The sequence below is a fragment of the Psychrobacter sp. Arc29 genome (genome assembly GCF_041431175.1).
Classification (GTDB): Bacteria; Pseudomonadota; Gammaproteobacteria; order Pseudomonadales; family Moraxellaceae; genus Psychrobacter.
The window spans coordinates 259,282-276,006 of record NZ_JASMRR010000003.1; the positions used below are offsets into that span (position 1 = coordinate 259,282).

Annotated in this window: 12 protein-coding genes and 2 tRNA genes; 7 read left to right on the top strand and 7 right to left on the bottom strand. The window is 45.2% G+C overall.

Features of this window, described 5'->3' with window-relative positions; all coding sequences use genetic code 11:
- Positions 1-161: 161 nt before the first annotated feature.
- The 4 genes from QO189_RS06185 to QO189_RS06200 form a co-directional block, all read right to left on the bottom strand.
- Entirely contained in the window at positions 162-1,802 is a 1,641-nt protein-coding gene (locus QO189_RS06185; RefSeq protein ID WP_371531987.1) for an ABC transporter substrate-binding protein, read from the bottom strand.
- A gap of 496 nt (positions 1,803-2,298) precedes the next feature.
- Complete coding sequence (locus QO189_RS06190) at positions 2,299-3,927, bottom strand: GMC family oxidoreductase (RefSeq protein ID WP_371531988.1); 1,629 nt, start codon at positions 3,925-3,927, stop codon at positions 2,299-2,301.
- Positions 3,928-4,103: 176 nt separating this feature from the next.
- Complete coding sequence (locus tag QO189_RS06195) at positions 4,104-4,445, bottom strand: DUF779 domain-containing protein (RefSeq protein WP_371531989.1); 342 nt, start codon at positions 4,443-4,445, stop codon at positions 4,104-4,106.
- 198 nt (positions 4,446-4,643) lie between these two features.
- Positions 4,644-6,170: an aldehyde dehydrogenase family protein gene (locus QO189_RS06200; RefSeq protein WP_371531990.1), complete on the bottom strand. Its 1,527-nt coding sequence runs from the start codon at positions 6,168-6,170 to the stop codon at positions 4,644-4,646.
- A gap of 326 nt (positions 6,171-6,496) precedes the next feature.
- Here QO189_RS06200 and QO189_RS06205 point away from each other — a divergent pair, with 326 nt between their 5' ends.
- The 3 genes from QO189_RS06205 to QO189_RS06215 all read left to right on the top strand — a co-directional run bounded on the left by QO189_RS06205 (position 6,497) and on the right by QO189_RS06215 (position 9,902).
- Positions 6,497-8,443, top strand: coding sequence for an AAA family ATPase (locus tag QO189_RS06205; RefSeq protein ID WP_371531991.1), 1,947 nt, complete (start codon positions 6,497-6,499; stop codon positions 8,441-8,443).
- A gap of 128 nt (positions 8,444-8,571) precedes the next feature.
- Positions 8,572-9,720 carry a type I glyceraldehyde-3-phosphate dehydrogenase gene (locus tag QO189_RS06210; RefSeq protein ID WP_371531992.1) on the top strand — a complete coding sequence of 383 codons (1,149 nt, stop codon included), beginning with the start codon at positions 8,572-8,574 and terminating at the stop codon, positions 9,718-9,720.
- Positions 9,721-9,811: 91 nt separating this feature from the next.
- A tRNA-Ser gene (locus QO189_RS06215) sits at positions 9,812-9,902 on the top strand.
- A 127-nt stretch (positions 9,903-10,029) separates the two neighbouring features.
- Here the strand turns inward: QO189_RS06215 and QO189_RS06220 are convergent.
- From QO189_RS06220 to QO189_RS06230, 3 genes are all read right to left on the bottom strand, one after another.
- Positions 10,030-10,761: a hypothetical protein gene (locus QO189_RS06220; RefSeq protein ID WP_371531993.1), complete on the bottom strand. Its 732-nt coding sequence runs from the start codon at positions 10,759-10,761 to the stop codon at positions 10,030-10,032.
- Positions 10,762-11,096: 335 nt separating this feature from the next.
- Positions 11,097-11,429 (bottom strand): CopG family transcriptional regulator, encoded by a 333-nt coding sequence (locus QO189_RS06225; RefSeq protein ID WP_201599496.1) that lies wholly within the window; start codon positions 11,427-11,429, stop codon positions 11,097-11,099.
- Positions 11,430-11,619: 190 nt separating this feature from the next.
- A tRNA-Asn gene (locus tag QO189_RS06230) sits at positions 11,620-11,695 on the bottom strand.
- Between the two features lie 493 nt (positions 11,696-12,188).
- Between QO189_RS06230 and QO189_RS06235 the strand changes: the two genes are divergently transcribed.
- The 4 genes from QO189_RS06235 (at position 12,189) to betA (ending at position 16,551) form a co-directional block, all read left to right on the top strand.
- Entirely contained in the window at positions 12,189-12,533 is a 345-nt protein-coding gene (locus tag QO189_RS06235) for a multidrug efflux SMR transporter (RefSeq protein ID WP_201599578.1), read from the top strand.
- Between the two features lies 1 nt (position 12,534).
- On the top strand, positions 12,535-13,125 hold the full coding sequence (locus tag QO189_RS06240) for a TetR/AcrR family transcriptional regulator (RefSeq protein WP_227675741.1): 591 nt from the start codon (positions 12,535-12,537) through the stop codon (positions 13,123-13,125).
- 117 nt (positions 13,126-13,242) lie between these two features.
- On the top strand, positions 13,243-14,745 hold the full coding sequence (betB, locus tag QO189_RS06245) for a betaine-aldehyde dehydrogenase (protein ID WP_371531994.1): 1,503 nt from the start codon (positions 13,243-13,245) through the stop codon (positions 14,743-14,745).
- Between the two features lie 105 nt (positions 14,746-14,850).
- Positions 14,851-16,551 (top strand): choline dehydrogenase, encoded by a 1,701-nt coding sequence (gene betA / locus QO189_RS06250; protein ID WP_371531995.1) that lies wholly within the window; start codon positions 14,851-14,853, stop codon positions 16,549-16,551.
- Positions 16,552-16,725 lie beyond the last annotated feature (174 nt).

Consider the following 16,725-nt stretch of genomic DNA (forward strand, 5'->3'; position numbering starts at 1 on the left):
AGGCACTTGAGTGGAAGGTACTTAAATGACAAATACTTAAATGATAAGCACTAAAATGAAAAGTATTTAACGCATATAAATACGGCTGGAACAGAGATTCTGAGCCAGCCGAATACAAATTAAATAATAGTGCATGTCGTACCGGACTTAATTAGCTAAGGCTATTCGACCTTCACGCCATCGAAGCGTACAGCACCAAGCGGACTGATTTTGAAATCCACAACGTTTGGTGCAGTGAATACGGTGACTACCGAGTGCGCCATTGTCGTCCAAGGCAGTTGCTCTTTGAATATTTGCTGAGCTTGTACGTAGTCATCCACGCGCTCATCTTGATTGGTTACCTGACGCGCCTTCATGACTAAATTATCAAAGTCTTTATTACACCAGCGTGAGTAGTTGTTACCACCGACGGCGTCACAAGATAATAATGAGCCTAGCCAGTTATCTGGATCACCATTGTCGCCAGTCCAACCTGCCAAGATCACATCAGGCTCACCTTTAGCAGCGCGTTTTAGATACTCGCCCCACTCATAGGTTACCAGCTTGGTATTAACGCCAATCTTCGCCCAATCTGCTTGCAGCATTTCAGCCATTAGCTTGGCATTGGGGTTGTACGGACGTTGGACAGGCATATACCACAGGTCGATGCTCATGTTATCAGCACCTGCTTCTTTGATCAGCGCTTTTGCTTTTTCGACATCATAAGGCGCATCTTTAAGCGATTCGTCGTAACCCCACTGCGTTGGTGGCATCGGGTTGGTCGCTTTGAGACCTTCGCTTTGATAAACCGCATTGATAATCGCGTCTTTATTAATCGCCATATCTAATGCTTGACGAACTTTAAGATCACTAAGCTTCGGTTTTTCGACGTTGTAGCCCACATAGCCGACGTTGAAGCCTGGTTGATCAAGAACGGTGGCTTTACCAGATTTTTTGACCGATTCAATTTCGGCAGGTTTTGGATATGCCGATACATGGCATTCGCCCGCTTGAACTTTCTGCGCGCGAACCGCTGAATCTTTGGTGATAACAAACACGAGGTTATCGATGTAGATATTATCTTTGTCCCAATAGTCTGGGTTTTTGGTATAACGAATTTGCGCGTCTTTTTGATAAGAAGTGAAGACGAAAGGACCAGTACCAACTGGTTTGGTATTAAGGTCAGCGGCATTACCCGAAGCCATCAATTTGTCTGCATATTCAGCAGAATTGATATAAGCAAATGGCATCGCTAAGTTCTGTAAAAATGGTGCGTTGGTCTCGCTTAGAGTGACTTTTACCGTGTAATCGTCAACTTTTTCAATGTTAGAAATAATATCAGGCAGTCCCATGCCAACTGAATATGGGAACTCAGCGGGATAGGCTTTGTTGAATTCATAGTCTGGGTTGGTGAGACGTTCTAGGGTAAAAATAAGGTCGTCTGCGTTAAAATCGCGGCTTGGTGTGAAATAATCTGTTTTACCGAACTTGACGCCTTTACGTAGATTAAAGGTGTAAGTCTTGCCATCTTCGCTAATATCCCAGCTTTCAGCGAGTCCTGGCTGAATCTCAGTACCGTCTCTTTTAAATTGTACCAAGCCGTTATAAATAGGGTAGGCGCTGGCATCAAAATCTGTACCTGCGGTGTACTGTGCTGGATCGAAACCAGCAGGGCTACCTTCTGAACAATAAAGCAAGGTCTTGGCGGCTTTTGCATCTGAGCTGACAGCAGATTCATCAGTGGTTTTGTTGTCACCGCTACAGGCGCTTACACCCAAGATAAGTGTGGCCAACATCGTAAGTTTAAAGAGTGATTTTTGCATTATTACGTCCCATGTAATGATAGGTAGTTGCTTATAAATTGCTATGCCTGTCTGAGGAATTAGCAAACTTTCAACTGCTTTTGGTATATTTATTTTGAAGATATTTTCTTTACAAAAAGATACATATATAAAGTTGAGAAAGATTTAATTTATATAATGTAGAACATATCGTTATAAATAAGTCGTTTGAATATACTCTCATAAATAGCGATAATGCAAGAAATCTTTGAAATAATTTAATAAAAAAGACGATTTCTATTATTTTAGAGAGCTAATACAACCAAAAAAGGTAACTTTTACGAATTCCGACAGTAAAATTCATAATAAAAAGTTATTAATATAAATATATATGAATAAATTAGTTACTGTTCGGATACAAATATTTTTATTGTTGTGATGATAGACAAGCGTATAAATGGCAATAATTTGTAAAAATCAGTGGATTATTGAGCAGCTGCTGACTATTTGGTGCGGTAGCTATTAGATGCTGTGGTTATTAGGTGCTGCTATGATTTGTTTTTATTAAATCAGCCAGTTTTTCAGCAATCATGATGGTTGGCGCATTGGTATTGGCACTAATGAGTGTCGGCATGATTGAAGCGTCAATAACCCGTAATCCACTCACACCGCGTACTTTTAGTTCCAAATCAACCACTGACCTATCATCTGCACCCATACGGCAAGTGCCTACGGGGTGGTAAATAGTGTCTGACTTATTGCGGATATAACCGAGCATGCCGTCTTTTTCGATATAAGGAGCGGGGTAGTCTTCGGTGATGTACTTGGCGAGTGCGGACTCTTGCATAATAGCGCGAGTACGCTCGGCACCTGCCACCATATGCTCGACGTCTTTTGGATGTGAGAGGTAGTTGGGATCAATCAGTACGGCGTCAGAAGGATCAGCTGAGCCTAGTCTCACGGTGCCGCGGCTCTCAGGACGCAGGTAGCAGCTGTGGCAAGAAATGGCATAGCCACGTCTCAAATCGCGACCATGCTCTATCACGCGCGAGATGACGAAATGCAACTGGGTATTTGGCCACTCTTTTGGCGCGTCACCCACACTAAAGAAGGCACCCGCTTCTGCATAATTGGTAGATAGTATCCCTGTACCATCTTTTCTCCACTGCCGAATGCTTTTAGGCAATGTGGCCATCGCTGCCAGACCGATGCCGATGACATCAGTGGTATTGACCTCGTAATCAAAGACGACATCCAAATGATCTTGTAGATTGCCACCGACGTCAGGTGCGTCTACCACGACATCAATGCCATGCGACTTTAGATGCTCAGCCGGACCGATACCAGACAGCATCAGGACTTTGGGCGAGCCAAATGCACCCCCTGATAATAGGACCTCATGACGCGCCTGAACGGTATGCTTCACACCATCTTTTTCGTAGATGACACCAGTGGCTTGATGGTCTTCGATAATGACGCGGTTGGCTTGCGCATGGGTAATCACGGTGAGATTCGGACGGTTTTGCACAGGGTGCAAGTAAGCCGCAGCAGCAGAGCAGCGTTGGCCTTGTTTTTCACCATGAAAGTGGGTAACTTGATATAAGCCTGCACCGTCTTGCTTTTCGCTATTGAAATCGGTGTTATGGTCGAGACCATTGGCGACGGCCGCTTCTACAAAGGCTTTTGAGATGTCTCGTGGACTGAGTAAATCGCTGACATGTAGTGGTCCACTATCACCATGTAATTCATCACTACCGTGAATATTGTTTTCGGCTTTGATAAAGTAAGGCAGCACATCATCAAATCCCCAGCCGGTACAGCCTTGTTCCACCCAGCGCTCATAATCTAGCTTACTGCCCCGCGTATACACCATGGCATTGATGGCAGAGGAGCCGCCCAAGCATTGCCCGCGTGGCTGAAAACCGCGACGGTTATTGAGATGCGTCTGAGGCGTAGTGTGAAAGCACCAGTTGTTCAATTTGAGCGGCTTGCCAGGAACCATCAAAATCAATCCAGCAGGTACACGTACCGCCAGATCTTTGCCATCACCGCCATATTCTAATAGGCAAACGCTGATGTTTGGGTTTTCGGTGAGGCGGCTCGCGAGTACACAACCTGCAGACCCACCGCCGACGATGACGTAATCAAATAGTGTGTCAGATTCCATGTCATATTCCTTATAGCGTCCATGCTAATCAAAATAGTTTAAACTTTACCTTATCCATTATTTTGTAGAAATAATAAAATATAAATGACTCCGCGGTATCTATTTATATCAGTACAGGTTTACACGAGTATAGGAAGGTAAGCCGGTATGTTGATACTCAGCTTATCGTTTGGAATTTATGATATATCATCTGATACTGAACACACTTCTGAGCGAACGATAAAGCGCTTACCTTCAGGTATCTCTAGCGAAAAGCTAGCGCCGCGTCCTTTGACGACATCAATGGTCAAATCGGTATGCTGCCATAGATTGTATTGTGCGCGTCCCATATAAAATGGACAGCCAGCAAGCTCACCAACCAGCACATCCTGACCACCCACTTTGAACTCTCCTAATGGATAGCACATGGGCGAGCTGCCATCACAGCAGCCGCCTGATTGATGAAACATCAAATCACCATGCTTCGATTTCAATAGCTCAATGAGCGCCTTACAGGACTCTGTTGCCATAATTTTCATCATCAACTCCTTAGCTACTTACACTTGCAATAGCCAAAAACTATCGCTAAAAATCATACGATGATTAAAAACCATATAGTGACTGAACTTCGAGCTGTAGCTCGAACTGTCTCTAATGGGCTTTAAAGCAAAAATGCAACCTATCCTGCGACAGATTGCATTTGTTTTCTATCTACTGTCATCTTTTCGCAGATTAGATTAGAAGAAACCCATTTTTTTAGGACTGTACGAAACCAGCATGTTTTTGGTTTGTTGATAATGATCGAGCATCATTAGATGGTTTTCGCGGCCAATACCGGATTGCTTGTAGCCACCGAACGCCGCATGTGATGGATAGAGATGGTAGCAGTTGGTCCATACGCGGCCTGCTTGGATGCCACGGCCGAAGCGATATGCCTTATGTACGCTACGTGTCCACACGCCAGCGCCTAGACCATATAACGTGTCATTGGCAATTTGCATGGCTTCGTCGTCGTCTTTAAAAGTAGTAACCGCGAGCACAGGTCCAAAGATTTCTTCTTGGAACACGCGCATATCATTGGTGCCTTCAAAAATAGTCGGCTTGACGTAGTAACCGTCTGCTAAGTCGCCGTCATGTTTGGCTTGCTCGCCACCGACTAGGACTTTCGCACCTTCTTTTTTGCCGATATCGAGATAAGATAAAATCTTCTCTAACTGATCTGAGCTGGCTTGCGCGCCAATCATAGTATCAGTGTCTAATGGATTGCCCATTTTGATGGCTTCGACACGAGCGATACAGCGTTTGATAAATTCATCATAGATGCTCTCATGTACAAGCGCACGTGATGGGCAAGTACAGACTTCGCCTTGGTTGAGCGCGAACATGACTAGACCTTCGACCGCTTTGTCCAAGAAGTCATCGTCTTCATCCATGACATCAGCAAAGAAGATGTTAGGGCTTTTGCCACCAAGCTCTAGCGTCACTGGAATAATGTTTTCGCTCGCGTACTGCATGATGAGGCGACCAGTCGTGGTCTCACCAGTGAAGGCGACTTTATTGATACGAGGGTTTGAGGCGAGTGGTTTACCCGCTTCGACCCCAAAGCCATTGACGATGTTTAGCACGCCTTTAGGCAAGATGTCAGCAATACCGATGGTCTCTAACATATATAGAACGGAAGCTGGGGTTTGCTCAGCAGGCTTCATGACGATACAGTTACCCGCGGCTAGTGCAGGGGCAATCTTCCATACCGCCATTAGGATAGGAAAGTTCCATGGAATGATCTGACCCACGACGCCGAGCGGCTCATGGAAATGATAAGCAACCGTGTCTTCATCGATTTGGCTAATGCCGCCTTCCTGCGCGCGAATGGCACTGGCAAAATAACGGAATTGATCGATAGCGAGTGGAATATCTGCCATTAAGGTTTCGCGCACTGGCTTACCGTTTTCATAGCATTCAGCAATGGCGATGGCTTCTAGGTTGGCTTCCATGCTATCTGCGATTTTTAATAACAAATTGGCACGTTCAGCAACGCTGGTTTTGCCCCAAGCGTCTTTGGCAGCATGCGCGGCATCTAGGGCTTTTTCGATATCGGCTTCTTTTGAACGGGCAACTTGGCAAATAGTTTTACCATCGATTGGACTTGGGTTGTCAAAGTACTCGCCATCGACAGGAGGGGTCCACTCACCATTGATAAAATTATCGTATTTTTCGCGGAATTGGACGGGACTGTTTTCAGTATTGGGATAAGCGTATAACATTAACCACTCCTTGTTGTGTATGATGATTATTTAAAATATGGCTATTTATAGACAGCCATTTAAAAATGAATCCTTGGTCTTCCTGAACCAATTATTCCTCTATCGTACTGAGCTTTTGGGCAGAACGATAATGACTTTTTATAATGATATATTTTGTATCACATAACTTTAAGTTATATAGTGCAGGTCAGTTAAAATGGTCCGCAAAGTGAGTGCAGCTGTTATAATTGTGGACATCTACTTTGGCTTACTGTGGTTATTGCCTAATCATGGTGGCTTTCTTTTTTATACTATTTCTTTTTCATAATATTGGTTGGTTTGGATCTATGCGTCAATCTTCTGCTCTTGATATCTTAAAAACAGGTCAAAACGTCTTTTTGACTGGCTCGGCAGGCTCAGGTAAGACTTATACCCTCAATCAATACATCGATTATTTACGCGCTCGCCGTGTGCCGGTGGCAGTGACGGCCAGTACTGGTATTGCCGCCACACATATGAATGGTACGACGATTCACAGTTGGTCAGGTATCGGTATCAAAGATGAGCTGAGCGACCGAGATTTGACTAATTTGTCACGCAAACAGTTCTTGGCAGACAGATTAAAAGACACGGCAGTACTGGTCATCGATGAGATATCAATGCTGCATGCCAAACAGCTTAACTTGGTCAATCAAGTACTCAAGCATATTCGCAAAAACGACAAAGCATTTGGCGGCATCCAAGTCGTGGTCGCAGGAGACTTTTTTCAGTTACCGCCGATTGGTAGTAAAGGGGAGACCAATCGTGAAAAGTTTGCCTTTATGTCTGAGGCATGGCTCGATGCCAAGTTTCATATTTGCTATCTATCAGAGCAGCATCGTCAAGTCAGTGAAGCGGCAAATGGCGGTTTGGACTTAGATGATATTCTCAATCAAATCCGTCGGCAGGAAGTGACCTTTGAGGCGATTGCCGCCTTAGAAAATACGTACGATCAAAGCGTCGATATCAAACGCACTCGTCTCTATACACACAATCTCAATGTCAATAAAATCAATGACAAGGAGTTGGCATTGCTAGACGGTGAGATGATGCGCTTTGAGGCGACCACCACGGGTGACAGTAAGCTGGTTGAGACCTTAAAAAAGACCGTACGTACCCAAGACGAGCTGATTCTCAAAGTGGGTGCAAAGGTGATGTTTATCAAAAACAATGCCGAGCTTGGCGTGTCTAACGGGACGATGGGTGAGCTGATTGGTTTTGCTGCGGTCAAGATAGATGACAGTAAAGACAGTAGTGATGCGTTAATTGAAGATGATAGCAGTAGTGACAGTGAGGATACTGACGAAACCACTGATAAAAAGACGACCAAGGGCAAAAAAAGTGCTGCCAAAAAAGAAGCCGAGCAGTCAAAAGCAAAAAAAACAACGACACAAAAAATGCCTGTGGTCAGGCTAAACTCAGGACGTGAAGTCATTGCTGAGCCTGAAGAATGGATCATCGAAGATGAGACGGGTGACGTGCTGGCAAGCTATTTACAAGTACCGCTCTGTCTAGCATGGGCGATTACCATTCATAAATCGCAAGGCATGACCCTCGACGCGGCTGAAATCGACTTGTCGCGTACCTTTGAGTTGGGGCAAGGCTACGTGGCCTTATCGCGCCTCAAATCACTGGCAGGATTGCAGCTACTGGGTATGAATGACATGAGCTTGCAACTCGATCCGCTGGCACGCGGCGCAGACAAGCGTTTTTTGGTACTGTCTGACGAAGCCGATGCCAACTATGCGATGCTCGATGAAGAAAGCATGCAGCAGGCTCATAAGAAGTTTGTCCTAAAGTCAGGTGGTACACTGAGTAAATCTGTGATTGATGCCTATGCCGCACTGCAAAAAAAGCGCCGTGAGCAGCAGCAAGCGCAAATCGATAAGAAACAAAAACTGGGTAATCAGGTTTCTGATAAGTCAGAAAGTACCTTGCGTGCAACCAGAGTGTTATTGGAAGAAAGTTTGACCATAGCGGAAATCTCGCAAGCGCGTCAGTTATCACAGTCCACCATCATGCGCCACATCGGCGAGCTAAAATCGCAAGACCCAAGCCTTGCCTGCGATCATCTACGTCCAGAGGATGAGGTAATGACAGCGGTTGGCAACGCTTATGTCGCCATCAAAGTCGCTAATAATCCAAACGATTTTAATGATGATGGTAGTATCAAACTGCGTCCGATATTTGATCATCTCAAACAAAGCATCGATTACAACACCATTCGTTTAGCATTGATTTTTATCACGCCGTAATTTTTTATGACAAGATAGTTTGTTATGACTCTGTAGACTTTTTTGAAAAACTAATATTGAACCAACTATTAGAGCGTGTCTAAAGCGACAACGCTCATTCTTTATATCCCTTTATAGCGATATCTTTTATGCCTGATTTTTCTAGCGCCACTTATCAATTGACCTCTGACCCGATCGCGGCGACGTATCGTACCACTGGCGAACACTCACAGCCACTGAGAGTCGCTATCAATGGCTTCGGTCGTATAGGGCGCAATGTACTGCGTGCCTTGCTAGAGCGCTTTGAGGTGTTAGGACGTGCCATTCATGTGGTCGCCATCAATGATTTGGCGCCAGCGGATATTTTGCTGCATTTATTAAAGTTTGATAGCACGCATGGTCGCCTGAGTCGGTTAGGCGTCAATGCCGAGATTGTAGAAAGCGGAGCAGATGAGGATAATAGAACTCAGCTTTGTCTAACCAAAAATAATCTGACGTATTGCATCAATATGCTATCAGAGCCCAATCCACAAAACTTACCTTGGCAGTCGCTAGGCGTCGATGTGGTGCTGGAGTGTACTGGGCATTTTCGCTCGTATGAGCAAGCTACGCTACATATTGAGGCTGGCGCACAGCAAGTAATCATTGGTGCAGCGCCATTCGATGACGTGGACGCTTGTATCGTTATGGGTGTGAATACCGATGCACTCACGCTTGATCTACCGATTATCTCTAGTGTCTCTTGTACCACGCAGGCATTGGTGCCGCTGATTGATACGCTTGATAAAGCGTTTGGTGTGAAATCTGCCATGATGACAGAGATTCATGCGGTTACTGCTGATCAGACCGTGCTCGATCAGGCGCATCGAGACCCAAGACGAGCGCGTGCTTCTGGCTATAATATTATCCCAACGACCTCTAGTAGTATCGCTGCCACCGAGCGTGTCCTACCAGCCATGGTGGGTAAGATAAATGGACATTCGATACGCGTGCCCACCATTGATGTGGCAGCAATCGATGTTACTTTTGTATTTGATACGCCAGACGTCAGTGTCGAGGCTATCCGTGAAGTACTCAAATCTGCTAGTCAGGCGCACCTACATGACATCATGGCCTATACCGATGAGCCTTTGGTCTCTAGTGATTTTATTCATCAGACCGAATCATTGATCATTGATGGTCAGCAGCTGATGCAAGTAGGCGAGCAGTACAAGGTCTTTGCTTGGTATGATAACGAATGGGGGTATGCCAACAGGCTGCTCGATATGTGCTTACATCTGGCATACAGCAAGCGATAATGCATAATTTAAAAGTATTTTAAAATTAATTGAGTTTTTTTAGATTAGGGGCTTGCATTATAAAATGATATCTATATAATGATGCACCAATGGAGACGTGGCAGAGCGGTTGAATGCACCGGTCTTGAAAACCGACAAGGGTTAATAGCCCTTCGAGAGTTCGAATCTCTCCGTCTCCGCCAAATTCGAAAAGCCCCAATCAGCAATGATTGGGGCTTTTTTTATGGGGCTGTTATATATAAAAAATACTGAATATAAAGAAAGACTGAATCAAATGCTCTACAAAATCTTAAATAGTACGTTGTACGGCTATTTTGCCAGTGAGCTGCCAAACTCAATGGTTTGATCATCTGCTAATATCAGTTTGCCTTCCTCAATCTCGATTGTCATGCCATTGGGGTTTTTGATCGCACGCATGACATTGATGTCCTCAATACTACTCTCAATAATGATTTTGCCAGATTGTTCTGGCTCGATAGCTGGATCGAATTGTATCAATGGAACATTGAAGCTTTTACCTTGTGTAAGGTTGGCATCTTTCATGCTCAGCACGCCTTTGAAGCTTTGTATGGCGACATCGCCATGATTAGATAGCATGAACTGCATTTTGACTTGGTTTAAGCTATCGCTGTCACTGGTCTTAATTGGTAATAGGGCGATAGGGTATTTCTGTGCTGTCGCATTTGCCGCCTGACCAGTCACGATAGGGCTTTTTTTACCCGTTGGATTATTGGGATGCAAACGCTCGTACTCACGCTGTTGTATGAGGGCTTGCTCAATCGTGGTACGCGGCATGGCGCCTGATTCATAAGCCTCGCTGAGTTTCATTCGTAGCATATATCGGCTCAGCACTTGCTGATCGGCCGCAGGTAATTGCTCAAAAGTTTGCCCTAGCTTTTTTTGCCACTGGTCAGAATCAGTCGGTATGGTTGTTTTGCTGGGGTCAGTTTGTGGTGATGAGCAGCCAGGTGCAATCGCTAGCATCGCTACCGTAATGCTCAAACACAAAGTCTTATTAAAACGATTTTGTAAACTCATCATCGTACACCTCCTTATACATTTTTATTATGGTAAAACCTGACGAACAATCGCGACTATTATTCTTAATATACCTCGTTTGGGGAGAGGTTTTGTTTAATTATGGCTAACTACCGTAGCAAACTGACGATAGTGTCAAAAAATCAGTGCCGTTAAGTATGAAAAAAATGTATAACGATTAAAAGTTTTAATAAAGCTTTATTCTGGATAATAGCTCTGGATAACAGCCACAAAAAAAGACCAAGCTTGCGCTAGCAAACTTGGTCTTTTTTGTAAGAGTCGTTATCGGCTAATATCTGGCCGCATAATGACTTCTAGTTTGTCACGTTCAACATTGGTTATTGATCGTTGTCTTGCAACTCAGATAAAGAGTGAGAGATGTTGTTGTTGTGGGTTACTACAATCGCCTCATCGATAATACGCTGACTGACGCCGCGCTTGCGTAGCGTTTCGATAAATACTTCGTCATGAGCGAGCGTGTAATCTTGATGGTCACGATCTAAGCCTTGACGAATATAAAGGCGAATAAGACCTTGAATGCGCTTAAAGCCCAATTCTGACGTTGTCGCTTCCAATAGGCCAATCATTTCTTCAGACAAACGAATGCTGATCGGGCGCATGATTTTTTGCGGATGATCAGAAAACTTATTTTTTACACGTACAGGTATCATAATAAACCATTATTTTTAGTGAGTAGGAGGAAAACACTCAAACAAAAACGAACACAATCAGAACTCATCTTACCATACAACAAAAATGCCTAAAAGAACACAGCCGCCATGCGAATATTATTATAGACAAATGCGAAAACGGCAACAATAAAAAAACCTTCATCAAATAGTGATGAAGGTTTTTAGTATATGGCTCTCCAACCTGGGCTCGAACCAGGGACACACGGATTAACAGTCCGTTGCTCTACCAACTGAGCTATTGGAGAATAAGCTGTCATAACTGCAAGTGTTTAAAGCTTTATAAAGCAGTAATTACTTGGCTTGTTTGCGTTATGTGGGGCACATTTTAGCCAAGTCGTTAGAGGCTGTCAACCTTATTATGCGATTAATTATAAATATTGTCGCAATTAGTAGAAATAGGCGTTCATCCCTTGCTAGATAGGGCATTTCAGCACCTTTATTCACCCAATAAGAATGCAAATTTACTTATTTGCTCTAATCGATATATACATTTATAGAAAACATCAGATTTTGAAAAGAATAATTGGTGCAATGCTGACACGATCACCAACCTAACCGGATCGAACTAGCTATAAAAATAGCAATATCTTGCTATTAAGACGACCGCTATACCGTTTGACACAATAAAGAGGCAAGACAGCCCTTCACATTGCTAGAATATTGCTATAAAATACCTACCATATGGTTTCTTTGCTATACTTGATTATCAGATGCTTGGATAAAGGCGGTGTGCTAACGATGAGTCCTACGACGATTGCTTACGGTTATCTGACGATCGCTATTGTATGCGAGGTGATTGGCACGACTTTTTTGGTAAAGTCAGAGCAGTTTACCCGTTTGGGGCCGACGCTGATGATGGGTGCGCTTTACGCGCTCTCATTTTACTTATTGGCACAGACACTCAAGGTCATCCCTTTAGGTATTGCCTATGCATTATGGGGTGGGTTGGGCATTGTGCTGACATCGCTCGCAGGCTTAGTGCTATTCAAGCAAAACCTAGATACGGCAGCAGTGGTTGGCATCGCTATGATCGTCGGCGGTGTTGTTGTGATGAATTTATTGTCTAACTCTGTGGTGCATTAATATGAATATAGAAGTGGAAAATGCTCATAAGCGCAAAAAACAGCCAGAAGTGGTTCGCCGTGCCTTACTTGATCAGGCAGCGCGAATAACGCTTGAGCAAGGACTGACGAAGGTAACGTTTCAGGCGGTTGCTGATGCCGTAGGCGTAACAAAGGGCGGCGTGATGCATCATTTCGCAACCAAAAACGCCCTTGTGCTTGAAGTGTTTAATGATGCGATGGCGAAATTTGAGGCAGAAGTAGATGCCGCCATGGCGAGTGACCCTGTGAGTTATGGCTCTTTTACCCGTGCCTATATAGATGCCACCATCAGCTTGGGCGAAAAAGCGCAAGCCGAATACGATAATCAAGCAACATTATATGTATTGATGCTAGGCGATAGCGAGCTACGTGAGTTGTGGGCCAAATGGGCCAATGCTCAACTAAAGAAACACGCAGCCACTGACGATACTGAAACACTAAGCATGGTTCGTCTGACGGCTGATGGGATTTGGCTCTCGGATTTTTCAGGCATTCATATAGCGGACAAGCAGTCATTACACGATCGGTTGATAAAAATGACGCACCGTGACTTTGATACAAGTTCGAACTAACAAACATTTAGCCAATGAAAAACTACGAAAACTATATTCACAAAATTAAATAATGACGACATTATATGGTAAGAGCCTTTATATAGCGGCTTTTGCCCATCGTCCTAAGGAGAATTTATGACAGATATCAACAATTTGACAGACATTATCGATTTAGAAAAAGTGCAAACCGCTTATATTAATGGTCGTTACTTGGCGGTAGATGACACGCTCGCCACTTTTGAAGATATCAATCCAGCGACTGGTGAGGTATTAGCAACCATTCAGCAAACGAGCAATGAGCAGATCGATGAAGCGGTAAAAGCGGCTCATGAAGGTCAAAAAATCTGGGCGGCGATGACGACTGTTGAACGTGGTCGTATTCTCTCAAAAGCTGTTGAGATATTACGCGCGCGCAACGATGTGCTCGCATTACTTGAGACCAAAGACACGGGCAAAGCCTACTCTGAGACAAAGTATGTCGATATCGTAACTGGCGCTGATGTCATCGAGTACTATGCAGGGCTTGCGCCAATGATCGAAGGTCGTCAGATTCCACTGCGTGATACGAGCTTTGTCTATACTCGCCGCGAGCCACTTGGCGTGGTCGCTGGTATTGGTGCATGGAACTATCCTATTCAGATCGCTATGTGGAAAGCAGCACCTGCATTAGCTGCTGGTAATGCGATGATCTTTAAGCCATCAGAAGTCACGCCGTTGACAGCTTTAAAACTGGCTGAGATTTTGACAGAGGCGGGACTACCAGATGGTGTATTCAATGTTGTACAAGGCAACTACGAAGTAGGCCAAGCACTGACTAATCATCCAGATATCGCCAAAGTATCATTCACTGGTGGTGTACCAACGGGTAAAAAGGTTATGTCGAGCGCGGCAAGCTCGTCTTTAAAAGATGTGACGTTAGAGCTTGGTGGTAAATCACCGTTGATCATATTTGATGATGCCGATATCGACACCGCGGCTGACATCGCGATGATGGCGAATTTTTATAGTACCGGTCAGGTATGTACCAATGGCACGCGAGTGTTTGTCCCTAAAGCGCAGCAAGAAAAGTTTGAGCAAGCCATTTTAACGCGTGTTGAGCGTATTAAGTTGGGTGATCCGGTGGATGAGAACATCAACATGGGTCCATTGGTCAGCTTCCCGCATATGGAAAGAGTACTTAGTTATATCGAGCAAGGCAAAGAGGGCGGCGCACGTCTACTAACGGGCGGCGCACGCGTCACAACAGATGCACTGGCAAATGGTGCCTTTGTTGAACCGACCGTATTTACAGATTGCAGCGACGATATGACCATCGTGCGTGAGGAAATCTTTGGTCCAGTCATGTCAATATTGACCTACGAGACCGAAGAGGAAGTCATCCGCCGCGCCAATGATACCGATTATGGTTTGGCGGCTGGAGTTGTGACTGCGGATCTAAATCGCGCGCATCGCGTCATCGCTCAGATCGAAGCGGGTATCTGCTGGTTGAACACGTGGGGTGAGTCAGCGGCACAGATGCCAGTCGGTGGCTATAAGCACTCAGGTATTGGCCGCGAAAACGGGGTTGAAGCGCTCGAGCATTATACTCAAACCAAATCTATCCAAGTAGAGTTGGGTGCGTTTGAATCGGTCTTTTAATGATTGGTATTGAGAAAAACGAGGGCGGTTTAGGCCTGATGACGCTGTGCATTTGACCTTACTGCTACCAACCGATTTATATTTTTCAATATTATGGAGCATGTTATGACATCAACCACCCCTGAGTACGATTATATTATTGTTGGTGCAGGGTCAGCAGGTAATGTGCTGGCCACGCGTCTGACCGAAGATGCCAATATTAAGGTACTGCTACTAGAAGCCGGTCGTCCAGATTATCGATTGGATTTTCGTACCCAAATGCCAGCGGCGCTTGCGATGCCGCTACAAGGCACGACCTACAACTGGGGCTACAAGACAGATCCTGAGCCATATATGAACAACCGTGTCATGGACTGTGGTCGCGGTAAAGGCCTTGGCGGCTCATCACTTATCAACGGTATGTGCTATATCCGCGGCAATGCGCTGGATTATGATGATTGGGCAAAAATAAAAGGTCTGGAAGATTGGACGTATTTGGATTGCCTACCGTATTTTAAAAAGTCAGAAAACCGCGATGTTGGCGAAAATGACTACCACGGTGCGGGCGGCCCTGTTGAGATGACTACCTCAAAGCCAGGCGTCAATCCTCTGTTCCAAGCTATGATCGAAGCTGGCGTACAAGCAGGATATCCACGCACCGAAGACTTAAACGGCTATCAGCAAGAAGGTTTTGGCCCGATGGATCGCTTTGTGACGCCTAATGGTCGCCGCGCTTCAACGGCTCGAGGCTATCTGGATCGCGCCAAGCCGCGTGACAATATCACGATCTTGACAGGTGCGCTGACCGATGTGATCTTATTCGATGGCAAGCGTGCCGTCGGTGTCAAAGTAGAGCACGGAGGCCAAACCAAAAAGTTTTACGCATCTCGTGAAGTGGTGGTGTCTTCTGGTGCGATTGCCTCACCGCAGCTATTGCAGCGCTCAGGTATCGGCCCTGGTCAATGGCTCAGAGACACTGGCGTGACGGAAATACTAGATTTACCGGGTGTGGGCAATAACTTGCAGGATCATTTAGAGCTGTATATGCAGTACGAATGTAAGCTGCCAGTGTCGATTGCGCCTGCCAATAAATGGTGGAATAAACCTGCCATTGGTGCGGAGTGGTTATTCAATGGTACAGGCCTTGGGGCTTCCAACCAGTTTGAAGGTGGCGGCTTTATCCGTACAGATGAGAAATTCACTCACCCAAATATTCAGTATCATTTCTTGCCACTTGCCGTGCGTTACGATGGCCGTAGCGCCAGTGATTCACACAGTTTTCAAGCCCATGTCGGTTCATTGCGCTCACCAAGTCGTGGTCGCGTCAAGCTGACGTCAAAAGACCCAAGTGCGCATCCAAGTATTTTATTTAACTATATGTCACATGATCAGGATTGGCAGGAGTTCCGCGCGGCGATGCGTATCACGCGTGAGATCATGCATCAACCTGCGCTGGACCCTTATCGCGGTGCTGCCATCTCACCCACCGAAGACTTGGTCACCGATCAGCAGTTAGATGACTATGTGCGTGAGCATGGCGAGACGGCATATCATCCGTCGTGTACGTGTGCGATGGGAGAAGATAACGATTCGGTCGTCAATGGTGAAGGGCTGGTACATGGTATCGATGGTTTGCGAGTCGTTGATGCGTCTATTATGCCAAATATTATTAGCGGCAATCTCAATGCCACCACCATTATGCTGGCCGAAAAAATCGTTGATAAAATGAAAGGCGTACAACTGCCTCGTTCTACGGCAGATTATTATGTCGCCAATGGAGCACCGCTACGCTCTGAGCCAATGCGCGATTACCTCTCAACGATGTAAGCTAAGCGGCTGGGCAGGTAGGCAGGGCGAGATGCGCTGCTGAATAAATAACGATATAAGATAACTTCAAAGTAATGGCCTTTCACGTAAAGGCCTTTTTTATCAGCGCTGATGTAGTAGGGCGATGCAAGTCGTTACGGTCGGCACTGTTTATCATTTTATTCGCTTTTATTC